This is a genomic window from Streptomyces sp. NPDC002845 (assembly GCF_053591955.1).
Map to the genome: position 1 here is coordinate 1 of NZ_JBSFUU010000008.1, position 25,284 is coordinate 25,284.

Below are 25,284 nucleotides of genomic sequence, written 5' to 3' on the forward strand. Positions count from 1 at the left end.
TTGAACACCACGCGGGCGCACCCGAACGCCTTCGCCAGCGCGATCCGCTGACCGGTGTCCGGGTACAACCTGAAGGCGTACCGGAGCTGCACGACGATCACACTAGACACGCCGAGCAAGCGCCGTCATCGGGAACATACGAGCGAAGCATCACCGTCGCCAGCAGGGTCCGGCTCCGCCGGAACGACACCGCGACGCTCGCGGACGCGTTGGACGCGGTCACCAAGTAGGGCTCCTGGCAGGTGTGTCGGGCCGGGCAGTGCCGCCGCACTGCCCGGCCCTTCCCTTGCCGCCCTGGTCGGCATGTTGATTCCGTACACCCGGCATAGTGCCGTGCATGACTGTCGCAATGGACGCAGTGGACACGGAGTTCGCCTGGACGGCCCTGGGCGGCGACCCCGCCCTGCTCCGGCGGGTCTCGACCGTCGTACGGGACGGGACGCTCGAAGCACGGCTGCCCGTACGGGAGTTGGCGCGGGCCTGCGTGGGGGCGTGCGGGCTGGCCGCCGCCGAGTTGGGGGCGCGGCGGTCCGGGCGTCGGGACGTGTCCGGGGTGCCCGGGGTACGGCTCGACGACGGCGCGGTCGCCACGGCCTTCGTCAGCGAGCGGCATCTGCTGGTCGACGGCCGGGCGCCCGTCACCTTCGCGCCGCTGTCGCGGCACTGGCGGACGGCGGACGGGTGGGTGCGGACGCACGCGAACTATCCGCATCACCGGGCGCGGCTGCTGGGGGCGTTGGCGCTCGCGCAGGACGCGTCGGTGGAGGCCGTCGCCGGGTGTCTCGCCGAGCGGTCCGCTGCGGAGGTCGAGGACGCCGTGTACGCCGCCGGGGGCCTCGCGGTCGCGCTGCGGACGGCGAAGGAGTGGGCGGAGCACGAGCAGGGGCGGGCGGTGGCCGCCGGGCCACTGGTGAGCCGGGAGATCGTGGGAGCCGCACCGGGCCGCCGGCTCTCCGACGCCCCCGCGCTGCCCGCCGAGGGGATACGTGTACTGGATCTGACCCGGGTCATCGCGGGCCCGGTCGCCACCCGCACGCTCGCCTTCCTGGGCGCTGACGTCCTGCGCCTGGACCCCCCGGGGCTGCCCGAACTCCCCGACCAGCACACGGACACCGGCTTCGGGAAGCGGTCCGCCACGCTCGACCTGGCCGACCGCGCGGACCGGCGGGCCTTCGAGGAACTGCTCGCCGAGGCCGACGTCGTGGTCACGGGCTACCGGCCCGGGGCGCTCGACCGGTTCGGGCTCGCCCCCGAGGCGCTGGCGGAGCGCAGGCCCGGGCTCGTGGTGGCCCGGTTGTCGGCGTGGGGCGAGGACGGGCCGTGGGCCGGTCGGCGGGGCTTCGACAGCCTGGTGCAGGTGGCCACCGGGATCGCGGCGACCGAGGGGTCTCCTCAGCGGCCGGGCTCGCTGCCCGCCCAGGCCCTGGACCATGGCACCGGCTATCTGCTGGCCGCGGCCGTGCTCCGCTCGCTCACCGAGCAGACGGCGCAGGGCGGCACCCGGTTCGTGCAGGTGGCGCTGGCGCGGACGGCGGCTTGGCTGATGAGCGGGGGCACGGGCAGGGGTGGGCCCGCGGGTGCCCCGTACGATCGTCCCGACCCCTGGCTCTCCGAGACCGAGAGCCCTCTCGGGCGGCTGCGGTACGCGCTGCCACCGGTGGCGTTCGACGGCGGTCCGCACGACTGGTCGCGCCCGCCGGGGACTTGGGGTGCGGACGAAGCCCGCTGGGTTTGAGCCGTATGACGGCTTCACGCGTACTCATGGGCGGAATGGTGCACCGTCAGTTGTTTTCGAGGGCTTGCCCGGGTCTGTGGCGACTGGTGAAGTTCTTGGGTGACCTTGACCAGACCCGCAGACGATGCGAGCGAGGGCGCCGGGGGCGCCTCCCGGGAGCCTGGAGCCACCGGTGTCGCCCGGGCCGTCGCCGTGCTCGTCCTCGTGGCCGTCGCCGCCCTGGTCCCGCTGCTCGGGCCGCGTGCCGCGCTGGACGGTACGGGTGAGGCGGCGGCGCCGGGTGCCGGTGGCATCGCGCTGCTGCGTGCGGTCCTGTTCGCGGCGCTGTGCGTGCCCGTGGGCGAGTTGTTCGTGGCCCGGCTGGCGCGCCGGCTGCCGGGTGCGCCTCTGGAGTCCCCGCGCAGTTGGGCGCCGTACGCGGCCACCGTCGGTTTCGTCGCCGCGCTCGGCCTCGCGTCGGTCGTGGCGACCGGCAACCTGGTCCCGCACAGCCCGGCCGACATCGACGTGGGCGGCCTGTACGAGACCCGGGACGGCAGACTCGCCCTCCTTGAGGTCAACGCCTTCGCCGCGGCGGGCCTGTGCGCCGTCTCCCGCCGCCCGGCCACGCAGGTGTGGCCGCTCGCCGCGATCGTCGTCGCGGAGGCACTGCGGGCACATCCCACGACGGAGTACAGCCCTCTGGTGGGCAGCGGCCTGACACTGATTCACCTGCTCTGCGCGGCACTGTGGGTGGGCGGACTGTTCCACGTCCTGCGCACACTCCGTATGCGTCCATGGCGTACTACGGAGACGGGCGCCGCGTTGTTGGGCCTCTACGCGCGCGTGGCGGCCGTTCTCCTCGGCGTCATCACCGCCACCGGAGTATGGAGCACCCTGCGTCGTATGCCGTCGGAGACGGTGGTGGAGCAGCTGACGACGACGGCGTACGGACGTGTGCTGCTCGCCAAGGTGTTCGTCGTGGCCGTCGTCGCCGTGCTCGCGCTGGTGGCCCGTGTCCGTCTGGCCCGTGCGAGCGACCCGCTCAGTGCCTGTGCTCTCGCGCGCGCGGAGGCGGTGGCGCTGGGTGTGGCCGTCACGGTGTCGGCGCTGCTGACGGCGTTGCCGGTGCCGATCCGCTGGTGAGCCCTGGGGAACGGCGAGTCGTGAGCGTCCCGCGGGCCAGGAGGTACTGGGCCGCCAGATAGGTGAGCATGATCTACAGCTCGGGGCGCGGGAACTGCGGCCACCCGGCGACGCCGGTCGCGATGAGCGTGTCGGATAGCAGGAACAGGGCGCCACCGAGAGCGGCGGCGACCCCGAGCCTGCCGTGGCGATCTCCGCCAACGTGTTCGTCAGCCCGTCCGATCGATCCCGAGTTCCGCACAGGCGAAAAGTCCCGAATGCGCACAGACGTTCACGCCCCCGAACGGGCGGACTCGGCAGGGGACCCGAGCCGGACTCCGGGGACGGGGCTGTCAGTCGTGGCCCGTATCCTCAGTGACCATGCTCGAAGACCTTGCGACCGCGGCGTCCGACGCCCCTTGGCCAGCCGCGTATCCCAAGGGGTACGCAGTCGTCGACGTGGAGACCACGGGCCTGGCCCGGGACGACCGGATAATCTCGGCGGCCGTCTACCGGCTGGACGCGCGCGGTGAGGTCGAGGACCACTGGTACACGGTGGTCAACCCGGAGCGGGACCCGGGCCCGGTGTGGATTCACGGTCTGACGAGCGAGGCGCTCGAAGGGGCGCCCCTTTTCGGGGACATCGCCGAGGAGTTCGCCGACCGGCTCGCCGACCGTGTGCTCGTCGCGCACAACGCGGTCTTCGACTGGTCGATGATCGCCCGGGAGTACGCGCGCGCGGAGCGCGAGGCGCCGGTGCGTCAGCGGCTGTGCACCATCGCGCTCTCCAAGGAACTGGGCCTTCCGCTGCCCAACCACAGGCTGGAGTCGCTCGCCGCGCACTTCGGCGTCGTACAGCAGCGCGCGCACCACGCCCTCGACGACGCGCGCGTGCTGGCCGAGGCGTTCCGGCCGAGTCTGCACGCAGCCGCCCGGGACGGCGTGCGGCTGCCCCTGCTGGAGTGCCGGCCGCTCACCGAGTGGTCTGCCTCGCCGACCATCGGCCGGCAGTACTCCGGGGGCTACCAACCCGGCAGTTGGCGCCCCTCACGCAAGCGGCCGCCGTGCCCGTACCCCAACCCCGGCCGGTACGAAGACGGCAAACCGCTCAAGCAGGGCATGCGCGTCGCCTTCTCCGGTGACACCTCGGTCGACCGCGAGCTGCTGGAGGACCGAGCCGTCGAGGCCGGCCTGCACGTGGCGACCAGCATCTCCCGGCTGACCAGCCTCCTCGTCACCAACGACCCCGACTCCGGTACGTCGAAGACGGCCAGGGCCCGGCAGTACGGGACGCCGGTGATCGACGAGGCGGCCTTCGGGCAGTTGCTGCGCGATGTCGAGCCCGCGGCGTCAGACGGGTGATTGCGCCGCGACTCGCCCACCGCCCGCTCGCCCGTGCCGCGTCGGCGCCGCACCCTGTGGCGCATGGCGAGATGTGAAGTCTGTGGAAACGACTACGGCATGACGTTCGAGGTGCACGCGCAGGGCTCGGTGCACGTCTTCGACTGCTTCTCCTGCGCGATCCACCGCATGGCCCCCGTCTGCGAGCACTGCCGTGTCCAGATCATCGGGCAGGGCGTGGAGGTCGAGGGCCACTGGTACTGCGGCGCCCACTGCGCGCGGGCGGAGGGGAAGGTGGGGATCGTCGACAAAGTCTGAGCGGCCCCGGCACCCGCCTGCGTACACCCCACGACCGAGTTGTACCGTCGTGGGGTGTACCGCTTCCTGTTGTCCCGCCAGTGGGTGATCCTCACACTGGTCGCTCTCCTCCTCATCCCCACGATGATCAGGCTGGGCATCTGGCAGATGCACCGCTACGAGGAGCGCACCGACCGGAACCAGCTGGTCGCCGACGCGCTCGACGCCGAGCCGGTGCCCGTGGAAGAGCTGACCTCGCCGGGACACACCGTCACCACCGACGAGCGGTACCGCGCCGTGACCGCCGAGGGCCGCTTCGACACCGAGCGGGAAGTCGTCGTGAGGCGGCGCGTCAACGCCGACGAAGAGGTCGGCTTCCACGTCCTCACCCCCTTCGTCCTGACGGACGGCGAGGTGCTGCTGGTCAACCGCGGCTGGATTCCCGCCGACGGCCCGAGCCAGAAGGCCTTCCCCGAGGTCCCCGCGCCGCCGAGCGGCCAGGTCACCGTCACCGGGCGGCTGATGCCCGACGAGACGACCGAGGCGAGCGGCATCAAGGACCTCAAGGGGCTGCCGGACCGGCAGATCATGCTGATCAATAGCGAGCAGGAGGCACGCCGCCTCGACGCCCGTGTGCTCGGCGGCTACATCGCGCAGACGGCACCCGAGCCCAAGGGCGACACCCCGCAGCTGATCGGGAAGCCCGGCGACGAGAACGCCGCGCTGAACTACGCGTACGCCATCCAGTGGTGGCTGTTCGCGGCGGGCGTCCCGATCGGCTGGGTCGTCCTGGCCCGGCGCGAGGCCCGCGACCGGGCTGAGGGGGCCGCACCGGAGGAGAAGGAGACGGCGCCCGCTCCGGCATAGTCTCCCGGGCGCTGCGGGCCACCGTGCCGCGTTCACTTCCGGCGGCGGCCGGCCTGCTGGTCCCGCCAGTAGAGGAAGGCGCGTTCCGGATCGAGCAGCAGGTCCCACGGGTGACGCGTCATATGGCGGCCGATGCGCTGGAAGACGAGGCCTGCCTCGGCCGGGCGGTGGGCACGGGTGAGGGCGAAGGCGAGGACGTTGAGGTCGATGACGGCTTCGGCGTGCGGTGCGGCGGCGGTGTGGAACCAGCGGGAGAGGGCCGTATCGATCTCCTGTACCGCCCTGGGTTCGTTCCAGTGACCGCTCGCGCCGAGCGCGGCGAGACCCGTCTGCTTCTGGCGGTGCGCGACGAGTTCCACGCGGGCTGCCACCGGGAGCAGGGCGATCGGAGATCCGTGCGGTGCTCGGAAGGCGGCCTGCCACGCGAAGTCCATCATGTCGGGGACCGCGCCGTGCCCGCGCGGGGACAGGTACCGCAGCAGCAGGTGGTAGGCCGTGCGATGCCAGGGCGCGCGGTCGACGGCCTGGGTCCACACCGGCACGGCGTCCTGCACCGGTACGGCGCAGGAGTGCATCAGGGACAGCAGCGCCAGCCAGGGAGTCGGGTCCTCCGGGCAGGCCGTGGCGGCGCGCAGACACGTCTGCTCGGCCCGGCGGACCGCGGAGTGTCCCTCGGCCGCGGCCCGGGCCGACTGGACGAAGGCACGCAGGACCAGGGCGTCACCGTCGTCGGGCCGGTCGGCGGCCCATCTCTCGGCGACCACGGCCGGCAGGCCCTGGGCGAGGACGGAGACCCGGTGCGCACGGCGGTCCCAGTCGCGTCCGGTGGCGCGCAGCAGTTCGGCCACCGGCTCCCAGAGGGGGCTGCTCCGACCGGCGCCGAGACCGTGGAGCTGCTGGGCGGGCCGGAGTTCGATCAGGGTCCTGTGCAGGAGGTCGTCGTCGAGTTCGGGGCGGATCAGCAGGGATGGTCGGCGTCTCGGCATCTGTGTCTCGCCACGGGAGGGCCGGCGCGGGTCGGATGCGCGGGCGGGTCTGCGAAGGTCGGGGGCAGAGGGTGTGCGGGGCGGGCGCGGTGTCAGGGCTAGGAGGCACGCCCGCCCCGCGGTCGAGGACGACGCCTGCGGCGTCAGCAGCAGCGGCTCCGCGGGTGCTCCTCCTGGTGCAGCGTCCGCAGCGCTTCGTACTCCCGCCGGGTCGGCACCGGGTCATGGGGGTGGTGGCGCCGGTGCCGCTCGCAGTAGCGGTCGTACTCCGCCTCGCCGGTCAGCTCGCGCGCGTACCAGCGCATCACCCCCAGCATCTTCTTGACGGTCCTCATGACCGCGTCCCCACCAGTGGTTCGCCGGACCGCTCCGGAACGTCGATGCGGGACTCGACGTACGGCGCCTCGGTCGTCGGCAGCGGCTCGGGGGCACGGACGGCGCGCACGCACACCACGGCGCAGTTGAGCAGGACGATGAGGACCAGCAGGAGGAAGACGGCCATGATCACGCCGTCGACCGTGTTGTTGAGCACGATCTTGTGCATGTCGTCCATGTTGGTGGCCCCCGGCAGGAGTTCACCGTTGTCGATGGCCTGCGCGTACCTCTCCCGCAGGGCGAAGAAGCCGATCCTCGGGTCGTCCGAGAAGATCTTCTGCCAGCCGGCGGTGAAGGTGACGGCCACGTCCCAGGCCAGCGGGACGCCGGTGACCCACGCCCAGCGCAGCTTGCCGTGCTTGATCAGCAGGGTGGTGGTGACGGCCAGGGCGACCGCGGCCAGCAGCTGGTTGGCGATGCCGAACAGCGGGAACAGCTGCCTGATGCCGCCGAGCGGGTCGGTGACACCGGCGTAGAGGAAGTAGCCCCAGGCGCCGACGACCAGGGCGCTGGTGATCCAGATGCCCGGCTTCCAGGTGACCCGGCCGATCGGCTTCCATACGTTGCCCAGCATGTCCTGGAGCATGAAACGGCCGACCCGGGTGCCGGCGTCCACGGTGGTGAGGATGAACAGCGCCTCGAACATGATGGCGAAGTGGTACCAGAAGGCCTTCATCCCGGCGCCGCCGAGCACCGAGGCGAAGATCTCCGACATGCCCACGGCAAGGGTGGGCGCGCCGCCGGAGCGGGCCACCAGCGTCTCCTCCTCGACGGCCTCGGCCGCCGCGGTGAGCTGGTCCGGGGTGATGGTGAAGCCGAGGTTCTTCACCGCCTCGGAGGCGGTCTCCACCGTCGGGCCGAGCAGTGCGGCCGGGGAGTTCATCGCGTAGAACAGGCCGGGCTCCAGCACACAGGCGGCGATCAGGGCCATGACGGCGACGAAGGACTCGGTCAGCATCGAGCCGTAGCCGATCATCCGGACCTGGGATTCCTTCTGGATCAGCTTCGGGGTCGTACCGGAGGAGACCAGCGCGTGGAAGCCGGACAGGGCACCGCAGGCGATGGTGATGAACAGGAACGGGAACATCGACCCGGCGAACACGGGTCCGGCGTCGCTGGTGGCGAACTCGGTCACCGGCTCGGCCTTGAGGGCCGGGGCGGCGATCAGCACGCCGACGGCCATCAGGGCGATGGTGCCGACCTTCATGAAGGTCGACAGGTAGTCACGCGGGGCCAGCAGCATCCACACCGGGAGCACGGAGGCGACGAAGCCGTAGCCGATCAGGCAGAACACCAGGGTCTCGGGGCTCCAGACGAAGTGCTCGGCCAGTGAGGAGTCCTGGATCCAGCCGCCGCCGAGGATGGCGAGCAGCAGCAGGGCCACACCGATGACGCTGGTCTCCACGACCCGGCCCGGCCGCAGGTAGCGCAGGTAGAAGCCCATGAAGAGGGCGATCGGGATGGTCATGGAGACTGAGAAGGTGCCCCACGCGGACTCGGCCAGCGCGTTGACGACGACCATCGCCAGCACCGCGAGGAGGATGATCATAATGGCGAAGACGCCGATGAGCGCGGCGGCTCCGCCCACCTTGCCGATCTCGTCCCGGGCCATCTGGCCGAGGCTCTTGCCGTCCCGGCGCATGGAGAGGAACAGGACGATCATGTCCTGCACCGCTCCGGCGAAGATCACGCCCACGACGATCCAGATGGTGCCCGGCAGATAGCCCATCTGGGCGGCCAGCACCGGGCCGACCAGCGGGCCGGCTCCGGCGATGGCCGCGAAGTGGTGGCCGAAGAGGACCCGGCGGTCGGTGGGGTGGTAGTCGACACCGTCCTCCAGCCGCTCGGCCGGAGTGGCGCGGGTGTCGTCGACCTGGAGGACCTTCCGGGCGATGAACCGTGAGTAGAAGCGGTAGGCGATCGCATACGAACCGAGGGCCGCAACGACCAGCCAGACGGCCGAGATCTCCTCGCCCCGGGACAGGGCGAGCACGGCCCATCCGATCGCGCCGGCCACGGCGACCGCGCTCCACACCAGGATCGACCGCGGTGTCATACGGGATCGGGACGGTGGTCCTCCGGGGGCCGGGAGACCGGATTCGGGCATGGCTGACGTAGGCATGGCGGCTCCTCACCGAGGCGGTGGTGTTGGGCGGTACGGCTGTGTGCGAAGGGGTGCGGCTGTGTGCGAAGCCCGTGCGGCTGTGTGTGAAGGGGTGCGGATCAGGGGCCGTTGCGCCCGCGCCCGCTCAGCGCGTACGCGGCGAGCAGGCAGAGGCCGCACCCCGGCACCCAGGCGAGCTGGTACCAGTAGAAGAACGGCGTTCCCGCCAGCCGCGGGCTCGCACCGGCGTACCAGGGGACCCACAGCAGGCCTGCGGCGGGCGCGAGGAGCAGTACGGCGATCGCGACGCGCCGTAGCCGGTTCTGACCGGTCTGTGTCATGACCTGCGCTCCTCTCCCGTTCGCTGTGGGTCTGTGCAAGAGTTGCGCACTCGTTGGAGACGGTTGACAGCGAATTTCCAGAAGATTTCCCGCCGGTTCTGTGTCATCCGAACCGGCCGCCCGCGCAACTCTCGCGTGAGGTCCTGTCGTCAAATTCCCGTCGCCCGCCCGCCGGGCAGGCGGGAAATTTGACGACAGGGCCTACGGGCACAGGCACACCAAGGACGGTGACCCATGGCCGACGGCGCCATGACCGCGACGTTCCTCGCCGTGATCGGCGGGGCGTCGCTGCTCGCCGTCACCGCACGGCGCCTGTACCCGAGCGACCGGCTGCCCTCCCTGGAAGGCTGGGCGCTGGCCGACCGCAGCCTCGGCCCCGTCTGGACCTGGCTGCTGCTCGGCGGCACGATCTTCACCGCGTACACCTTCACCGCCGTACCGGGACTGGCGTACGGCAACGGCGCGCCCGCCTTCTTCGCGGTGCCGTACACGGTGGTCGTCTGCCCGCTCGCCTTCGTGCTCCTGAGCCGGCTGTGGACGGTGGCCCGCCGGCACGGGTACGTGACCGCGGCCGACTTCGTGCGCGGCCGGTACGGTTCGCCGCCGCTGGCGCTGGTGGTGGCGCTGACCGGGATCCTCGCGACGATGCCTTATCTGGCGCTGCAGCTTCTCGGGATACGCGCGGTGCTGACAGCCGGCGGCGTGTATCCGCGGGGTGCGGCCGGTGACCTGGTGCTGGTGGCGCTGTTCGCGGGGCTCGCGGTCGCCACGTACCGGCACGGGCTGCGGGCACCCACCGTCATCTCCGCGCTGAAGGCGGTGGCGGTGTTCGTCTCGCTCACCGCCGTGTGCTGGCTGGTGCTCGACCGGCTCGGCGGCCCGGGCGCGGTCTTCGAGGGGGCGGCCCGGCGGCTCGGCGGCACGGGTGTGGACGAGTCCCCGCTGCTGCTGTCGCCCGAACAGCAGCCCGCCTACGCCACGCTCGCCCTGGGCTCTGCGCTGGCGCTGCTGATGTACCCGCACGTACTGACCGCCTCCTTCGCCGCCGACAGCGCGCGCACCGTGCGCAAGGCCGCCGTGGCGCTGCCCGCCTGGACGGGGCTGCTCGCGCTCTTCGGCTTCCTCGGCATCGCGGCGCTCGCGGCCGGGGTGGAGGCGCCCGAGGGCGGTGCCGAGGCCGCCGTGCCGATGCTGGTCGACCGGCTGATGCCGGGGCCGCTGGCCGGGCTGGTGTTCGGCGCGATCGCCGTGGGGGCGCTGGTGCCGGCCGCCGTGATGTCGATCGCGGCCGCGACCAGCTTCGTACGGAACGTGTACGTCGAGTACGTCCATCCGACGGCCACGCCCAAGCGGCAGGTGCGCATCGCCAAGGCGGTGTCGCTGACGGCGAAGGTGGGCGCGGTGGCGTTCGTGTTCGGGCTGCGCGACCAGGACGCCATCAACCTGCAGTTCCTCGGTGGCGTGTGGATTCTGCAGATCTTCCCGGCCGTGGCCGTGGGGCTCTTCACCCGCCGGCTGCATCCGCGGGCGCTGCTCGCCGGGTGGGCCGTGGGCATGGTGGCGGGGACGGTCATGGTGGTGCGGGAGGGGTTCTCCTCGATCGTGCCGTTCGGTCCCGCCGACCAGCCACTGGAGATCTACGCGGGCCTCGCCGCCCTCGTGCTCAATCTGCTCGTCGCCGTGGCCGCAACCGCGGCCCTGGAACGCCTCGGTGTCCCGCGCGGCACCGACGCGACCGACCTACCGTCCCGCCTGAATGTCAGGCGGCGCCCCGAGACGGGAGCGAACAACCCGTGAGACAGAGACAGAACTCCCCGGCCGTACTGCCGACGGTGCCCCAGCCCGCCGCCGAGCCCCTCGCCCCCGCGGTGAGCGACCCGGACGAGCTGGAGCGGGAAGCCGGCCTCGCCCGCCTCTTCGAGCTGCACTACTCCTCGATGCTGCGGCTCGCCGTGCTGCTCGGCGCCGACGACCCGGAGAACGTGGTGGCCGAGGCGTACTACCAGATCTACCGCAAGTGGCGGCGGCTGCGGGACGCCCAGGCGGCGGAGGCGTATCTGCGCTCCACCGTCTGCAATCTGACCCGGATGCGGATACGGCACCTCCAGGTCGCCCGCAAGCACGTGGAGAGCCCCGCGAGCCCGCCGGAGGAGGCCGTCGCCTCCGCCGAGAGCACCGCTCTGCTCCACGACGACCAGCGGGTGCTGATCGACGCGCTCCAGCAGCTGCCCGCCCGGCAGCGCGAGGCGCTCGTGCTGCGCCACTGGCTCGGTCTGAAGGAGAGCGAGATAGCCGCCGCGATGGGTATCTCCTGCGGCTCGGTCAAGACACACACCGCGCGCGGCATCGCCGCCCTGACCCAGGCGATGGAGGCCCGGCGATGAACGACACCTCCCGCAACCGGACGGGCAAGGAGCAGACACCGCAGGCCACGGGCACGGACCGTACGGAGCAGGAACTGGCCGCGGCCCTGGAAGCCCTAGCCGGTGGTGTGCGGGCCGCCCCGGACGCGTACCGCACGGCCCGCGGCGACTGGCTGCGCCGCGAGCGCCGGCGGCGGCTGGTGCTCGCCGTGCTGATCGCCGTCGTCTTCACCCTCGCCACCCTGATCGGCCTGTGGGTCCTCAACCAGGCCCCGTCCGACCCCGGGGTCATCTTCTCCGGCACCGACACGGCCGTCACCGGAGCCGGGCCCGGCCGGCCGGACTGATCACCGGTCACTCCGGGAACCCGGACCGCGTGCACTCACCCAACGAGAACACCGAGAACACCGAGAACACCGAGAACACCGAGAACACCGAGGCCGCTGAGGCCGCTGAGGCCGCTGAGGCCGCTGAGAACACCGAGGAGATCGCGGCCATCGAGGACTACGCCCTCATCGGCGACCACCAGACGGCCGCGCTGGTGAGCCGCCGCGGCTCGATCGACTGGCTCTGCCTGCCCCGCTTCGACTCGGCGGCCTGCTTCGCCGCGTTGCTCGGCGACGAGGACAACGGCCACTGGCGGATCGCACCCGAGGGCGCGGACGTGTGCGCACGGCGCGCGTACCGCCACGACACGCTCGTGCTCGACACGGAGTGGGAGACCCCGCACGGCGCGGTGCGCGTCACCGACCTGATGCCCCAACGCGACCGCGCCCCCGACGTCGTACGCGTCGTCGAGGGCCTCGGCGGCAGCGTGACCGTGCGCAGCACACTCCGTCTCCGCTTCGACTACGGCTCGATCACCCCGTGGATGCGCAGGTCGGACGGACGCTGGGTGGCGGTGGCGGGCCCGGACGCGGTGTGGCTGCGTGCCGAGCCCGAGGTACGGATGTGGGAGGAACGGCACGCCACACACGCGGAGTTCACCGTGGAGGAGGGCGAGAAGGTCGCGTTCGTACTCACCTGGCACCCGTCGCACGAACCCCGTCCGGGCAGGGTCGACCCGTACGAGTCGCTGCGCCACAGCCTCGCCGACTGGCGTGCGTGGGCGGCCCGCTGCCGGTACGACGGGCCGTACCGGGACATGGTGGTCCGGTCCCTGATCACGCTGAAGGCGCTGACGTACGCCCCGACCGGCGGCATCGTCGCCGCCGCGACGACCTCCCTCCCCGAGGAGATCGGCGGCGTCCGCAACTGGGACTACCGCCACTGCTGGCTGCGCGACTCCACCCTCACCCTCGGCGCGCTCCTGCGGGCCGGCTATCACGAGGAGGCCAAGGCCTGGCGGAACTGGCTGCTGCGCGCGGTCGCGGGCGATCCGGCGGACCTGCAGATCATGTACGGCCTGGCCGGTGAACGGCGGCTGCCCGAGTACGAGCTGCCGTGGCTGGCCGGCTACCGCGGCTCGCGTCCCGTCCGGGTGGGCAACCACGCCGTACGCCAGTTCCAGCTGGACGTGTACGGCGAGGTCATCGACTCCCTGTATCTGGCACGGAGTTCGGGGCTGCCCGCCGAGCCGGACATGTGGCGGGTACAGCGCGCCCTGATGGAGTTCCTGCGGTCGGCGTGGCGGCGGCCGGACGAGGGGCTGTGGGAGGTGCGCGGCCCGCGCCGCCACTTCACGCACTCCAAGGTGATGGCCTGGGTCGCCGCCGACCGCGCCGTACGCGCCGTGGAGGAGAACCCGGACCTCCACGGCGACCTGGACGGCTGGCGCGCGCTGCGCGAGGAGGTGCACCGCGAGGTGTGCGAGCGCGGCTACGACGCCGGGCGGAACACGTTCACGCAGTCATACGGTTCGCGCGAACTCGACGCCGCCCTGCTGCTCATCCCCCGCACCGGTTTCCTGCCGCCCGACGATCCGCGGGTCACCGGCACGATCGAAGCGATCCGCGACGAGCTGTGCCAGGACGGGTTCGTCCGCCGCTACGGCTCCGACCAGACGGTCATCGACGGGCTGCCGGGGCGGGAGGGCACGTTCCTCGTGTGTTCGTTCTGGCTCGCGGACGCCCTGCATCTGACGGGGCGGACGGCCGAGGCGCGCAAGCTGTTCGAACGGCTGGTGGGGCTGGCCAACGACGTGGGGCTGCTGGCGGAGGAGTACGACCCGGTGGCGGACCGGCAGCTGGGTAACTTTCCGCAGGCGTTCAGCCACATCGGCCTGGTCGGTACCGCCCTCGCCCTGTTCGGGGACGAGGGGGCAGGATAGGGGCCATGGATCTTGGACTGAAGGACCGCGTGTACGTCGTCACCGGGGCCACCCGCGGGCTGGGCAACGCGGCCGCACGGGAACTCGTCGCCGACGGCGCGAAGGTGATCGTCACGGGGCGTACGGAGAAGAGCGCCGTCGACACGGCCGCCTCCCTCGGGCCGAACGCGGTGGGCGTGGCCGCGGACAACGCCCACCCCGAGACCCCCACCCGGCTCATCGCGGCCGCCCGCGAGCACTTCGGCGGCTTCGACGGCATCCTCGTCAGCGTGGGCGGCCCGGTGCCCGGGTTCGTCGCGGACAACACGGACGAGCAGTGGACGGCCTCGTTCGAGTCGGTCTTCCTGGGCGCGGTGCGGCTGGCGCGCTCGGCCGCCGCGGAGCTGGCCGAGGGCGGCGTCATCGGCTTCGTGCTGTCCGGCTCCGTGCACGAGCCGATCCCCGGGCTGACCATCTCCAACGGCCTGCGCCCCGGTCTCGCGGGCTTCGCCAAGTCCCTCTCGGACGAGCTGGGCCCGCTCGGCATCCGGGTCGTGGGGCTCCTCCCGGCCCGCATCGACACCGACCGTGTACGCGAGCTGGACGGCCTCTCCCCCGACCCGGAGGCCACCCGCGCGGCCAACGAGGCCCGCATTCCGCTGCGGCGGTACGGCACCCCGGAGGAGTTCGGGCGCGCGGCCGCGTTCCTGCTGTCACCGGCCGCCTCGTATCTGACGGGCCTCATGCTGCCGGTGGACGGCGGGGCGCGGCACGGGTTCTAAGCAGGTCGGGCGAAGTCCGCTGCGGTGGGGCAGCGCCCCCGAAGGGGCGCGGGGCGGCGGCAACATGCGGCTCCTCCCCCGCTCTCGGCTTCACTTGAGCGGGGAACCCCCATCGTGGGCGCGACCAGCCGCGACGGTGCCGTGGACGAATGACGGCACATCGCGGCACTTCCGGCGGAGCACTCAGCCGTCTCGGAAGGCCACCCCGGAGGTCAGCTCACCCGTCCCGCCGGGTGCTTGGCCCCGCGGAGCCGCACCTCCGCGGGGAGCCCGGCCAGTCCGGCCGAGTCCCGTGCGTGTGCGACGGCCTCCGTGGTGAACCGGCGCAGGGCGTCCCCGGGGTCCGCGTGCGGTTCCAGCAGGAGCCGCACCCGCGCCTCGGGGGCACTGCGGCGGCCGGTCAGCTGGACGTGCGCCCGTTCGACCCCGTCCAGCTGCGCCGCCTCACCGGCCAGTACGCCTTCCAGGGCCCGCCCGCGCAGCAGTGCGCCCTGGCCGTCGCCGGTGTCGACGAGCACCTCGGTGAGGCGGTGGCGTCGCAGTACCGCGGACAGCCACCACAGGGCGAGCAGCACGAGGGCGGCGAGTACGGCGATGACGGTCGGCCACCACCAGCCCTCGTCCCGCCACCGGGTCCGCTCGGTGTCGCTCAGCAGCACGTCCCGCTGCCCGTCGTGCACCCACCAGGAGGGCGGGTCCACGCCGAGGCCGACGGCGAGCACCGCGCCGCCGGCCACGACCAGCACCAGCCCGGCGATGCCCAGCAGCACCCGGTTCACGATCCTCAGCACCGCACCTCACCCCTTCCGGTTCCGGACGGGCCGCTCGGAACGCCGTACGCGCACGACCAGCGCGGGCGGCCGGACCAGCCCGAGCCCCCGGATGCCGTCGGCGAGCGTGGCGTCCAGGTCGGCGCGTACGTCGTCGAGTTCACGGAAGTGGGACACCGCGCGGACGTCGGCCTTCGTACGGCCCATCCGGACCCGTACGGACTGCACGCCCGCCACCTCCATGGCCCGGTCGCGCAGCACCATCTCGGCGGCGCCACGGTGCAGCCCAGGGCGGACGTCGACGTGGGCGCGGCGCATCGGCAGGACGTCGCGCAGCCCGGGTGTCGCGGCGAGCACGAGCAGCCAGCCGCCGAGGGCGACGGCGACCCCGGCGCCGGCGAGCACCCAGGTGTCGTCCAGGGGGCGTTCGGCGAGTTCCCGGGCCAGGGTCCTGCGCCAGCCCATGGCGGGCCGGTCGGCGCGGACGGCGGTGATGTCGTACAGGAAGAGCCCCGCGCCGACGAGGACCAGGAGCGCCAGGACGCCCGCGGGGATGCGGCGGGCGGACCAGAAGCGGCCCTGCTCGCCGTCCGCCGCCTCCAGGGTCGGCAGGGGTTCGTACGTGGCGGCCGAGGCGGACTGGTCGAGTTCGCCTTCGGTCGCCTTCTCGATGACCGGCAGTCGTTGAGTTGTGCCTTCGGAGCCTGCGGAGACTCCGGAGCTCTGGGGCTCGCTCATCGCGTCCTCCCCTGTGCCGCGTCGGGTCCGTGCACCAGGTGCAGCCGCTCCACCTCCACGGCCACCTCCGATACGTCCATTCCCGCCAACGTCCCTACCCGCTGGGCGACATGACGACGCACGGCGGCGCACCGGCCGCCGATGTCGGAGGGGTAGCCGAGCTCCACACTGACGCGGACGCGCGCGGTCTCGTGGTGGACGACCACGGTGGCGTGCGGGGGCACGGCGTCCGGCGGGAGTGCCCCCAGTGCCTCGCGCGCCGCCTGTCCCGCGATCTTCGCGACGACCCGGTCGGCGATCCGGGTCGCCCCGCGCTCGGCGGGTGCGACAGCCGTGCGCGGGCTGTCCGGGTCCGTCACCGCTGCCGTCACCGTCGGCGGTCGTCGCGGCTGCGGAAGAAGTCACCGATGTCCAGGTCCCCCTCCAGGAACCGGCCGACGACGAACCCGACGGCCCCCAGGGCGGCCACCAGCAGGAAGGCACCGAATCCGCCGAAGTACCCGGCGAAGCCCAGCGCCATTCCGGCGATCATGCCGATCACGGCCAAGCTCATCCTGTGCTCCTCGTCTGTCCTGCGCTCCTCGTTCGTCCTGCGTTCCTCAGGGTTGCAGGGCGGCCGTCTACTGGAGCCGGGCCTCCGGCTCCTCTTCCTCTTCGTCCGGCAGCTTCACGTCGCTGACCGCGATGTTGACCTCGACGACTTCGAGCCCGGTCATGCGCTCCACCGCGGCGATGACGTTCTCGCGCACGGCGCGGGCGACATCGGCGATGGACACGCCGTAGTCGACGACGATCTCCAGGTCGAGCGCGGTCTGCACCTCGCCGACCTCGGCCTTCACACCCCGGGTCACGGACTTCGAACCGCCGGGAACCCGGTCGCGTACGGCCCCGAAGGTCCGCGACAGCCCGCTGCCCATGGCGTGCACGCCCAGTACGTCACGGGCCGCCAGCCCGGCGATCTTCTCGACGACTCCGTCGGCGATGGTGGTACGCCCCCGGGTGGCCGGGTCTCCGCCCCCGCGCCGGGCGGTCTTGCGGGCGGCGCCGCCCTGCGGCACCTCTGTCTCGCCCTCCGGGGTCTCTGTCCGGTCCCGCTCCGTCATGTCGGTCATGCCGTACGTCCCTTTCGGTCGGCGCTCTCCGTCGTCCCTCCGCCCACAGTAAGCGCGCTTGCGGGGTCCGGCGCCGAGGATGCGGCAGCCTGGAGCAATGACGGCGGACGGAACGGCGGGCGGATGGACGCAAGACGGATGGGCACAAGCTGTACGGCAACAGCTCGGGCTCGGCCGGGTGCTTCCGTTGGGCGGCGCGCACGACGGCGCGTGGATCACGGAGAGCGCGGCCGACGCGGTACTGCGCCGTGCGGCGGCCCAGGTGCGCGGGGCCCGTCTGGGCCCGCTCCGTATCTCCCTGGCCGACCCGGAGGAGTCGTACGACCCCGCCGTACCGCCCCCACCGAGCGCCCTCCCGCCCGGCCCGCTCCGGATCGGCGCCGAGTTCCTGGCCGCGGCCGACCTCACCGCCCCGGGCGCCGAACCCCTCCCGGCGACCGCGGCACGACTCCGCTCGGCCATCGCCGCGGCGGCGACGGAGCGGCTCGGGTTGACGGTGACAGGGGTGGATCTGCGGGTGACGGGGCTGCTGGAGGGCGAGCACGAGCCCGTACCTCGTCCTCCGGAGGAACCTGCCCTCGCTCCGCTCCCGGCCGACGGCGACACCGAGGAGTTCCGCGTGGCCGCCGCCGCGCTGTCCGTTCCGGGGGTGACCCGGCTGACGGGCGCGCTCGGCGGCCTCGGTCACGCGGTGCACATCACCGAGGTCGGTCCCGCGCTGCCCTCCCGCCATGTACGCGTCGAGGTGGCGGTCACCGACGACGAACGCGTGCTCGACGTGGCGCGTGCGGTACGGACGGCGGTCACGCGGTCCCTGCACGACCACCCCTCGACCGCGGTCCTGGTCACCGCCGTGGGCGCGTAAGCGGGTAGGGCGAAGTCCGCACGCTTTGGGCAGCGCCCCCGAAGGGGCGCGGGGCGGCGTCAACATGCGGCTCCGCCGTGGGCGCGACCAGCCACGACGGACCCGCAGGAGATGCACCGCACTTCCGGCGGAGCGCTCAGTCACCCACCCCGGTGAGGTCCCGCACCCGTCGCGCCTGGGCGGCGCGCTCGGAGGCGCGCTGTTCCTCGTACGTCCGCTCCTGTGCCCCGCGCAGCAACGCCTTGGTCTCGATGACGGCGTCGCGCGGTGCGGCCAGAATCGCCGCCGCGAGGTCCTGTACGGCGGCGTCGAGCTGTTCTCCGGGCACGGCGAGGTTGGCGAGCCCGGTGCTCACAGCCTCCTCGGCCGGTACGGAGCGCCCGGTCGCGCAGATCTCCAGCGCGCGGGCGTAGCCGACGAGGCCCACCAGGGGGTGCGTGCCGGTGAGGTCGGGGACGAGCCCGAGGCTGGTCTCGCGCATGGCGAACTGCACGTCGTCCGCGACGACGCGCAGATCGCAGGCGAGCGCGAGTTGGAAGCCCGCGCCGATGGCATGCCCCTGGACGGCGGCGATGGACACGATGTCGCTGCGCCGCCACCAGGTGAACGCTTCCTGGTACTCGGCGATGGTCGCGTCGAGTTCGGCGTCGGAGCCGCGCGCGAGGTCGATGAACGACGGTTCGCCGTCGAAGCCCTCGGGCGTGAACGCCTGCCGGTCGAGTCCGGCCGAGAACGACTTGCCCTCGGCGCGCAGCACGACCACGCGGACGGAGCCCGGCAGTGCCCGCCCCGCCTCGGTCAGCGCACGCCACAGAGCGGGGCTCTGGGCGTTGCGCTTGGCCGGGTTGGCCAGGGTCACCGTGGCGATGGTCTCGTCGACGGTGAGCCGTACGCCGTCCTTGTCGAGTACCGGGTCGAGCGAAGCCATGGGGCGCCTCCGATGGGTGCGGTCATCGTGGAATGCGGTACCTCGGAGGTGGACCTCAGAGGTACCGGACATCCTTAAGTGACTGCACAGTAACCACCCGGTCGGTCACCCGACCGACCGGGTGGCCACCATCGAAGCCGATGGGCCGCCCGGGGTCAGGCCGACGTGGCCTTCTTGCCCCGCGTCGCCCCGCCACGCCCTCGGAGCGTGACGCCCGACTCGCTGAGCATCCGGTGGACGAAGCCATACGAGCGGCCGGTCTCCTCGGCCAGCGCCCGGATGCTCGCACCGGAGTCGTACTTCTTCTTCAGGTCTGCCGCGAGCTTGTCGCGCGCGGCGCCGGTCACCCGGCTGCCCTTCTTCAGAGTCTCGGCCACCCGTGCCTCCTCATGGGAAGTGCGCTCTGGTCTCCTCATGATCACCCCTCCGGGGCGTGATGGCCACCCATTCGGCAAGGTCCGTGAGACAAGGTTTTGACGACAGGAGTCCGTCCCCACGAGCGGAATACATGCTTCCGCCCTACGTCGTCCGTACGGCCGAACGAGTTGTTCCACGAAGCGGCTGGTCAGCGACGCGCGACGGCCGAGCCCTTGTCCGCCAAGGGCTCGGCCGTGAAGTTGATGTAGGACACACCTCGGTACGAGGAGATCTCACACAGATGATGGATCACGGATCGGCCGAATGATCCAGAGCCAGTTGATCAATCATTCGATCAAGCGGACGAGACCGCCGGGCGGGCCGCGACCGGCGGACCGTGACCGTCAAGCCAGGGCGACGAGGTCCGCGTAGTCGGCACCCCACAGGTCCTCGACACCGTCCGGCAGCAGGATGATCCGCTCCGGCTGGAGCGCCTCGACCGCGCCCTCGTCGTGGGTGACCAGCACGACCGCGCCCTTGTAGGTGCGCAGCGCTCCGAGGATCTCCTCACGGCTGGCCGGGTCGAGGTTGTTGGTCGGCTCGTCGAGCAGCAGCACGTTCGCCGACGACACCACCAGGGTGGCGAGCGCGAGGCGGGTCTTCTCGCCGCCGGAGAGCACACCGGCCGGCTTGTCGACGTCGTCGCCGGAGAACAGGAACGAGCCGAGCACCTTGCGGACCTCGACGAGGTCCATGTCGGGCGCGGCGGAGCGCATGTTCTCCAGCACCGTGCGGTCCGGGTCGAGGGTCTCGTGCTCCTGGGCGTAGTAGCCGAGCTTGAGGCCGTGACCCTCGATCACCTGGCCGGTGTCGGGCTTCTCGACGCCGCCCAGGAGGCGGAGCAGGGTGGTCTTCCCGGCGCCGTTGAGACCGAGGATGACCACGCGGGAGCCCCTGTCGATGGCCAGGTCGACGTCGGTGAAGATCTCCAGGGAGCCGTACGACTTCGACAGGCCCTCGGCGGTGAGCGGCGTCTTGCCGCAGGGCGAGGGGTCGGGGAAGCGCAGCTTGGCGACCTTGTCGGACTGGCGGACCGCTTCCAGGCCGGACAGCAGACGCTCGGCGCGGCGGGCCATGTTCTGCGCGGCGACCGTCTTGGTGGCCTTGGCGCGCATCTTGTCCGCCTGCGTGTTGAGGGCGGCTGCCTTCTTCTCGGCGTTGGCCCGCTCGCGCTTGCGGCGCTTCTCGTCGGCCTCGCGCTGCTGCTGGTACAGCTTCCAGCCCATGTTGTAGACGTCGATCTGGGCGCGGTTGGCGTCCAGGTAGAACACCTTGTTGACGACCGTTTCCACCAGGTCGACGTCGTGGGAGATGACGATGAAGCCGCCGCGATAGGTCTTCAGATAGTCGCGCAGCCAGATGATCGAGTCGGCGTCCAGGTGGTTCGTCGGCTCGTCGAGCAGGAGCGTGTCCGCGTCGGAGAACAGGATGCGGGCCAGCTCGATACGGCGGCGCTGACCGCCGGAGAGGGTGTGCAGCGGCTGGCCGAGCACCCGGTCGGGCAGGTTGAGCGCGGCGGCGATGGTGGCGGCCTCGGCCTCGGCGGCGTACCCGCCCTTGGTGAGGAACTCCGTCTCCTGCCGCTCGTACTGCTTCAGGGCCTTCTCCCGGGTGGAGCCCTTGCCGCTGGCGATGCGCTGTTCGTTGTCGCGCATCTTGCGGATCAGTACGTCCAGGCCGCGCGCGGACAGGATGCGGTCACGGGCCAGCATGTCCAGGTCACCGGTGCGCGGGTCCTGCGGCAGATAGCCGACCTCGCCGGAACGGGTCACGGCGCCCGCGGCGGGGATGCCCTCACCCGCGAGGACCTTGGTCAGAGTGGTCTTGCCGGCGCCGTTGCGGCCGACCAGGCCGATGCGGTCGCCCTTGGCGACACGGAAGGTGGCGGACTCGATGAGGACACGGGCACCGGCGCGCAGCTCGATACCGGAGGCGGAGATCACGGACAGACTCCAGGGCAGGGATGGTTGGCGGGTGGGCGGCTGAGGACGTTCCCGCCGTCTAATGCGCGAGGAGAATGGCCATGCGGCCAATTCTAACGGGGGGTCGCAAGCGGTTTTCCGCCCTTGCGGTGAGGGCTTGCGTGGTCTCGGTCACCGGGACTCGGGGGCGTTGTCAGTGCCCGGTGCCAGACTGAGAAGCAGATCGAATCCGGCGATGTCCGGCTGTCTTCCCATGGCGGGACGAAGAGGGAGTGATCGGTATGGCAGGCATGAACGGCATGGACGGCGGACGTCCAAGCGTCTACCCGACGCTGCTGTACGCGGACGCCAAAGCGGCGATCAGGCAGCTCACGGAGGCCCTCGGCTTCACGGAACTGTCGGTGTACGAGAGCGACGAGGACGGTGCCGGCACAGTGCTGCACGCCGAGCTGACGCAGGGCAACGGCGCGGTGATGATCGGCTCCAAGGGCCGCGGCGGCGTCTTCGACAGCGCGATGAAGGGCGCGGGCCCTGTCGGGGTGTACGTCGTGGTGGACGACGTCGACGCACACCACCAGCGGGCCGTGGAGCACGGCGTGGAGATCCTGATGCCCCCGACGGACCAGGACTACGGATCGCGGGACTACATGGCCCGGGACGCCGAGGGCAATGTGTGGAGCTTCGGGACGTACGCGCCGGAGATAGACGTCTGACCTCCCACGCGGCCCGCCCCCACGCGGCGCGCCCTTGAGGTCCTCCGCGCTCAGCTCCCCCCGGTGTGCACCTGGAAGGCCGCCCGCCGTACGGCCCTGGCGAGCGCCGGATCGGGGTGGGCGGCGGCGAGCGCGACCAGGACCTGGACGGTGCGGGGGTGGTCGACCGCGCGGACCTCGTCGAGGAGCCCGGGCACGGTGGCCTGCACGGCGGACTCCAGGTGCCGTACGAGAAGCGGGGCCTCACCGTGGTCGGCGACGGCCGCGGCGGTGTCGACCCACAGCCAGGTGGCCTCCTCGCGGGTGAGCACCTCGTGGGCGTCCTCGGGGTCGGCGCCGTCGTGCTCGGCGAGCCACAGCAGGGCGTAGGGGCGCAGCGGGGTCTCGTCGGCCACGGCGCGCACATCCGGCTCGGCGGGGGCGCCGACCACGCGCAGCGCCTCGAAGGCGAGGCCGCGGATGAGAGCGTCCTCGCCGCGGGCGGCGTCGATGAGTTCGGTGACGGCGCTGCCGACGGGGCGGGCGGCAAGCCAGGCGCGGTACTCGGCGCGGGCCGCGTTGGGCCGGAGCTGGGCGCAGCCGCGGAGCATGTCCTCGGCGGAGACCTCGATGTTCCCGGCGGGGCTCTGCGCGGCGACGCAGATCTGCTCCAGCTTGACCCACACCGCCCAGCTGCCGAGCGGGGTGAGCGTGGCCTGGCCCTCGCCGTAGGTGAGGGCGCCGACGGAGGCGAGGGCGCCCAGGGCCCAGTCGAGGAGAGGGGCGAGCGGGGTGTCCTCGGTGCTCGCCTCCGTAGCGGGCTCCGAATCAGCAGGCGCGGCGCGAAGCGCCTCTTTATAAGGGTGGTGGTGGGCGGCGGGCGGGACGTACGGAATCTCACAACGCTCGGTGTGGAGCTCCGAGACCCTCTGTTCGAGGAGGTCGAGGAGTTGCTCGACGGGGACGGGTCCGGCGGAGAGCTGGAGGAAAGAGAGCACCTGGGGCATCGCGGAGACGACCTCGGCGACGGCGGCGGGCTCGTGATCGGCCGGCTCGGGGCGGGCGAGGGACCAGGCGTCGAAGAGGGCGACCCAGCCGCGCAGGACGGCGCTGTCGTCGCGGTTCCAGGCGCGCAGCCGCCAGCCGGGGCGGGCGCTGTCGCCGTGCACCTCGACGAGGCCGGCGAGACGTGCCGTGTCCCAGTCGTGGCGGACCTGATCCGGGGTCAGCCCGAGTTCGGCGGCGGCCCGTTCGGCGGTCGCGTCGGAGAGGGTTCCCCTGCCGTCGGAGCCCACGCCCTCGCGGCCGGGGCGGAGGGCGGCGTCGGCCCAGCGGGCGACGCGGGCCGCGTCCGCCAGGCCGGCGCGGGCCATGCGGGCCAGTTCGGCGGGCGGCGGGGTGCCCTCCGGTGGCCGGGGTGCGGGGCGGCGGCGCTGGGACACCGCTTGCGGGGCGGCGGCCAGGGTTCGCGGGCGGACGAGTCGGAGCCTGGAGTCGCGCGGGTTACGGGACGTCACGGGGGCAGTCTTCCGGTTGACGGTCCGAAAACCCAAACGGAATGTCACGGCGGGCGACAGAGGCAGCCAACGAAAGGGGTTCGGCGAGGGATCGGCACGTATGCGTACGGCCTTGTCCGAGCGGAAAACGGAACCGTCCCGAGAGGGGGCACAAGGCACTCTCGGGCTGCCCCACCCAGGGGGTCGGTCACCGACCCGCCGCCCCCACGGCATCACCGCGCACCCGCGCCCGCCGAGCGGACGGCGGGGCGGCCTCACAAGCGCAGATCCAGCAGGGGCGATGGCGGCTACAGGCGATGGTGGCTACATGAGAGGAGTGAGGAACCGGCGGAGAGCTTCTTCATAACCTTTGGGGTCGGCGTTCCACATGGCGCCGTGCGGGGCGTGGCGGACGGTGTGCAGGGCGACGAGGTTCGGGCGGCGCTCGGCGAGGCGGCGGGAGGGGCCCCAGGGGGCGACGGCGTCGTCCGGGCCGTGGAAGACCAGCACCGGAACCTTCGGCTGGTCGGCGTCACCGATGTCACCGGCACGGTCGGCGGGCAGGCCGGTGCGGCCCTGGGCGGCGCGGACCGCGAGAGGCAGCAGCGCGCCGGGGGTGCGGCGGGCCCGGGCGAGGGCGCGCAGTGTGGCCTCCCAGTCGAGCACGGGTGAGTCCAGGACGAGCCCGGTGACGCGCTCACGCAGCGGGGAGTGGGCGGCGGCGCGCAGGGCCATGGTGGCGCCGGTGGACCAGCCGTGCAGGACGACCCGTTCGGCGCCGTAGCGCACGGCGTAGCGGATGGCGGCGTCGAGGTCGCGCCACTCGGTCCGGCCGAGGTGGTTCAGGCCGTCCGGGGGGCGGGGTGCGCCGAGGTCGCCGCGGTAGGCGAGGTCGAGGACCGGGAATCGGTGGCGGTGCAGGAACTCCATGACGTTCATGGGGTGTTCGCGGGTGGTGCCCAGGCCGTGCACGGTGATCACCCAGGTGTCCCGGGCCGCGGGCACGAACCAGGCGGGCAGGGCGCCGAGTTCGCCGGGGACGTCGACGTCGGCGTGGTCGAGGCCGAGGGCGGAGCCCGGGTCGCCGATGTGCAGGTTCGGGGTGAGCCAGACCTTGTCGCCGGGTCCGAGGGTGCCGTGGGTGACGCGTTCCAGGCGGCGTACGACGGTGTCGGCGGAGTGGGCGCCGGTACCCAGGACGGTGCCGACGACCGCGTGAGAGCCGTCGCCGGCGAGGCCGTAGACACCGGGGCGCTGGGAGGCGAAGGCCCGGGTGAGGCTGACCCGGCCGGCGGCCGTGGCGTGCACGGTCAGCCGGGGCTCCGTGGGCAGCGGCCTGCCCGCCGGTGCCTTCAGCGCCGCGTCACTGGCGACCCGGCCGGCCACCACGCTCGCCGCCCCGGCCGCGAGGGCCACACCGACGGCCGCGACCGCCGCGTTGACTGTCCGCACCCGTCCAGTGTCCAGTCACGCCCCGCCTCGGGCCAGCCGGCGGACACCCCGGGGTGCCCCAACGCCCCACCGCGCCGCCACCGCCGCCGTTCCGTTCGCGACCTGCGACACTCGGCACACCGGCCGCGCACCCGGGAGGTTCTCGCCCCCGCCGCCCCTACCCGTCCCATCCTCCAGGGGCTCCGCCCCTTCGACCCCGCCAGGATGGAGATGTGCCGGGGGTGTCCGCCCGCAGCGGATGCCGCGGCAACAAAAGTTTCCCCTGGAACCCACCCAAGTCGCGTCAGACCGAGGACGGAGACCCCCGGCGCGCCCTCGACCCACAACGCGCCCACGCACTCCCCCGCAC

27 protein-coding genes and 1 pseudogene are annotated in these 25,284 nt (G+C 72.4%); 12 read left to right on the forward strand and 16 right to left on the reverse strand.

Annotated features, from left to right (window positions below):
• Positions 1-92: helix-turn-helix domain-containing protein (locus ACWD3C_RS07525; protein ID WP_451141418.1), on the reverse strand; the 92-nt coding region annotated here is incomplete at its 3' end.
• A gap of 245 nt (positions 93-337) precedes the next feature.
• Between ACWD3C_RS07525 and ACWD3C_RS07530 the strand changes: the two genes are divergently transcribed.
• Together ACWD3C_RS07530 and ACWD3C_RS07535 are read left to right on the forward strand one after the other, a co-directional pair.
• Positions 338-1,735, forward strand: a complete 1,398-nt coding sequence (locus ACWD3C_RS07530) for a CoA transferase (protein WP_451141108.1) — start codon at positions 338-340, stop codon at positions 1,733-1,735.
• Positions 1,736-1,834: 99 nt separating this feature from the next.
• Positions 1,835-2,860, forward strand: coding sequence for a CopD family protein (locus ACWD3C_RS07535; protein ID WP_451141110.1), 1,026 nt, complete (start codon positions 1,835-1,837; stop codon positions 2,858-2,860).
• Here the strand turns inward: ACWD3C_RS07535 and ACWD3C_RS07540 are convergent.
• A pseudogene (locus ACWD3C_RS07540) lies at positions 2,811-3,041 on the reverse strand (lysoplasmalogenase family protein); the annotation flags it as partial. The gene ACWD3C_RS07535 and the pseudogene ACWD3C_RS07540 overlap by 50 nt on opposite strands.
• A 179-nt stretch (positions 3,042-3,220) precedes the next feature.
• Here ACWD3C_RS07540 and ACWD3C_RS07545 point away from each other — a divergent pair.
• From ACWD3C_RS07545 to ACWD3C_RS07555, 3 genes are all read left to right on the forward strand, one after another.
• On the forward strand, positions 3,221-4,201 hold the full coding sequence (locus ACWD3C_RS07545) for a DEDDh family exonuclease (protein ID WP_451141112.1): 981 nt from the start codon (positions 3,221-3,223) through the stop codon (positions 4,199-4,201).
• Positions 4,202-4,264: 63 nt separating this feature from the next.
• Positions 4,265-4,498, forward strand: coding sequence for a hypothetical protein (locus tag ACWD3C_RS07550; RefSeq protein WP_451141114.1), 234 nt, complete (start codon positions 4,265-4,267; stop codon positions 4,496-4,498).
• 54 nt (positions 4,499-4,552) lie between these two features.
• Complete coding sequence (locus ACWD3C_RS07555) at positions 4,553-5,344, forward strand: SURF1 family cytochrome oxidase biogenesis protein (protein ID WP_451141116.1); 792 nt, start codon at positions 4,553-4,555, stop codon at positions 5,342-5,344.
• A 32-nt stretch (positions 5,345-5,376) separates the two neighbouring features.
• Here the strand turns inward: ACWD3C_RS07555 and ACWD3C_RS07560 are convergent, their stop codons facing one another.
• The 4 genes from ACWD3C_RS07560 to ACWD3C_RS07575 all read right to left on the reverse strand — a co-directional run bounded on the left by ACWD3C_RS07560 (position 5,377) and on the right by ACWD3C_RS07575 (position 9,150).
• The gene (locus tag ACWD3C_RS07560) at positions 5,377-6,330 is read right to left on the reverse strand and encodes a hypothetical protein (RefSeq protein ID WP_451141118.1); all 954 of its coding nucleotides are present in this window, start codon (positions 6,328-6,330) and stop codon (positions 5,377-5,379) included.
• Between the two features lie 143 nt (positions 6,331-6,473).
• Positions 6,474-6,665, reverse strand: a complete 192-nt coding sequence (locus ACWD3C_RS07565; protein ID WP_451141120.1) for a YbdD/YjiX family protein — start codon at positions 6,663-6,665, stop codon at positions 6,474-6,476.
• Complete coding sequence (locus ACWD3C_RS07570) at positions 6,662-8,827, reverse strand: carbon starvation CstA family protein (RefSeq protein WP_451141122.1); 2,166 nt, start codon at positions 8,825-8,827, stop codon at positions 6,662-6,664. Before ACWD3C_RS07570 ends, ACWD3C_RS07565 begins: the two co-directional genes overlap by 4 nt.
• Before the next feature lie 101 nt (positions 8,828-8,928).
• Positions 8,929-9,150, reverse strand: a complete 222-nt coding sequence (locus ACWD3C_RS07575) for a DUF3311 domain-containing protein (protein ID WP_451141124.1) — start codon at positions 9,148-9,150, stop codon at positions 8,929-8,931.
• A gap of 234 nt (positions 9,151-9,384) precedes the next feature.
• Between ACWD3C_RS07575 and ACWD3C_RS07580 the strand changes: the two genes are divergently transcribed.
• The 5 genes from ACWD3C_RS07580 to ACWD3C_RS07600 all read left to right on the forward strand — a co-directional run bounded on the left by ACWD3C_RS07580 (position 9,385) and on the right by ACWD3C_RS07600 (position 14,543).
• Positions 9,385-10,947 (forward strand): sodium:solute symporter family protein, encoded by a 1,563-nt coding sequence (locus ACWD3C_RS07580; RefSeq protein ID WP_451141126.1) that lies wholly within the window; start codon positions 9,385-9,387, stop codon positions 10,945-10,947.
• A complete protein-coding gene (locus tag ACWD3C_RS07585) occupies positions 10,944-11,534 on the forward strand; it encodes an RNA polymerase sigma factor (protein ID WP_451141128.1) in 591 nt (196 codons plus the stop codon). Before ACWD3C_RS07580 ends, ACWD3C_RS07585 begins: the two co-directional genes overlap by 4 nt.
• Positions 11,531-11,860, forward strand: coding sequence for a hypothetical protein (locus ACWD3C_RS07590; RefSeq protein ID WP_451141130.1), 330 nt, complete (start codon positions 11,531-11,533; stop codon positions 11,858-11,860). Before ACWD3C_RS07585 ends, ACWD3C_RS07590 begins: the two co-directional genes overlap by 4 nt.
• Positions 11,861-12,000: 140 nt before the next feature.
• Positions 12,001-13,782 (forward strand): glycoside hydrolase family 15 protein, encoded by a 1,782-nt coding sequence (locus ACWD3C_RS07595; protein ID WP_451141420.1) that lies wholly within the window; start codon positions 12,001-12,003, stop codon positions 13,780-13,782.
• 5 nt (positions 13,783-13,787) lie between these two features.
• The gene (locus ACWD3C_RS07600; protein ID WP_451141132.1) at positions 13,788-14,543 is read left to right on the forward strand and encodes an SDR family oxidoreductase; all 756 of its coding nucleotides are present in this window, start codon (positions 13,788-13,790) and stop codon (positions 14,541-14,543) included.
• Between the two features lie 212 nt (positions 14,544-14,755).
• Here ACWD3C_RS07600 and amaP read toward each other — a convergent pair whose 3' ends face one another.
• The 5 genes from amaP to ACWD3C_RS07625 form a co-directional block, all read right to left on the reverse strand.
• Positions 14,756-15,334 (reverse strand): alkaline shock response membrane anchor protein AmaP, encoded by a 579-nt coding sequence (gene amaP / locus ACWD3C_RS07605; RefSeq protein ID WP_451141134.1) that lies wholly within the window; start codon positions 15,332-15,334, stop codon positions 14,756-14,758.
• Between the two features lie 6 nt (positions 15,335-15,340).
• The gene (locus ACWD3C_RS07610; protein WP_451141136.1) at positions 15,341-16,051 is read right to left on the reverse strand and encodes a DUF6286 domain-containing protein; all 711 of its coding nucleotides are present in this window, start codon (positions 16,049-16,051) and stop codon (positions 15,341-15,343) included.
• Positions 16,048-16,410 (reverse strand): hypothetical protein, encoded by a 363-nt coding sequence (locus ACWD3C_RS07615; RefSeq protein ID WP_451141138.1) that lies wholly within the window; start codon positions 16,408-16,410, stop codon positions 16,048-16,050. Before ACWD3C_RS07615 ends, ACWD3C_RS07610 begins: the two co-directional genes overlap by 4 nt.
• Positions 16,411-16,418: 8 nt before the next feature.
• Positions 16,419-16,604 (reverse strand): hypothetical protein, encoded by a 186-nt coding sequence (locus ACWD3C_RS07620; RefSeq protein WP_451141140.1) that lies wholly within the window; start codon positions 16,602-16,604, stop codon positions 16,419-16,421.
• Between the two features lie 67 nt (positions 16,605-16,671).
• Entirely contained in the window at positions 16,672-17,163 is a 492-nt protein-coding gene (locus ACWD3C_RS07625) for an Asp23/Gls24 family envelope stress response protein (RefSeq protein ID WP_451141142.1), read from the reverse strand.
• A 97-nt stretch (positions 17,164-17,260) separates the two neighbouring features.
• On the opposite strand from ACWD3C_RS07625, the gene ACWD3C_RS07630 reads away from it, so the two are divergent.
• Positions 17,261-18,028 carry a nucleopolyhedrovirus P10 family protein gene (locus tag ACWD3C_RS07630; RefSeq protein ID WP_451141144.1) on the forward strand — a complete coding sequence of 256 codons (768 nt, stop codon included), beginning with the start codon at positions 17,261-17,263 and terminating at the stop codon, positions 18,026-18,028.
• A gap of 136 nt (positions 18,029-18,164) precedes the next feature.
• On the opposite strand, the gene ACWD3C_RS07635 is transcribed toward ACWD3C_RS07630, so the two are convergent.
• The 3 genes from ACWD3C_RS07635 to ACWD3C_RS07645 all read right to left on the reverse strand — a co-directional run bounded on the left by ACWD3C_RS07635 (position 18,165) and on the right by ACWD3C_RS07645 (position 21,316).
• Positions 18,165-18,956: an enoyl-CoA hydratase/isomerase family protein gene (locus ACWD3C_RS07635; protein ID WP_451141146.1), complete on the reverse strand. Its 792-nt coding sequence runs from the start codon at positions 18,954-18,956 to the stop codon at positions 18,165-18,167.
• Positions 18,957-19,111: 155 nt separating this feature from the next.
• Positions 19,112-19,333, reverse strand: coding sequence for a helix-turn-helix domain-containing protein (locus ACWD3C_RS07640; RefSeq protein ID WP_009337982.1), 222 nt, complete (start codon positions 19,331-19,333; stop codon positions 19,112-19,114).
• Positions 19,334-19,717: 384 nt separating this feature from the next.
• The gene (locus ACWD3C_RS07645) at positions 19,718-21,316 is read right to left on the reverse strand and encodes an ABC-F family ATP-binding cassette domain-containing protein (RefSeq protein ID WP_451141148.1); all 1,599 of its coding nucleotides are present in this window, start codon (positions 21,314-21,316) and stop codon (positions 19,718-19,720) included.
• Positions 21,317-21,576: 260 nt separating this feature from the next.
• Here ACWD3C_RS07645 and ACWD3C_RS07650 point away from each other — a divergent pair, with 260 nt between their 5' ends.
• On the forward strand, positions 21,577-22,008 hold the full coding sequence (locus ACWD3C_RS07650; protein WP_451141150.1) for a VOC family protein: 432 nt from the start codon (positions 21,577-21,579) through the stop codon (positions 22,006-22,008).
• Between the two features lie 50 nt (positions 22,009-22,058).
• Here ACWD3C_RS07650 and ACWD3C_RS07655 read toward each other — a convergent pair whose 3' ends face one another.
• Both ACWD3C_RS07655 and ACWD3C_RS07660 read right to left on the reverse strand, forming a co-directional pair.
• The gene (locus tag ACWD3C_RS07655) at positions 22,059-23,504 is read right to left on the reverse strand and encodes a hypothetical protein (RefSeq protein WP_451141152.1); all 1,446 of its coding nucleotides are present in this window, start codon (positions 23,502-23,504) and stop codon (positions 22,059-22,061) included.
• A 303-nt stretch (positions 23,505-23,807) separates the two neighbouring features.
• A complete protein-coding gene (locus ACWD3C_RS07660; protein ID WP_451141154.1) occupies positions 23,808-24,935 on the reverse strand; it encodes an alpha/beta hydrolase family protein in 1,128 nt (375 codons plus the stop codon).
• Positions 24,936-25,284: the final 349 nt, after the last annotated feature.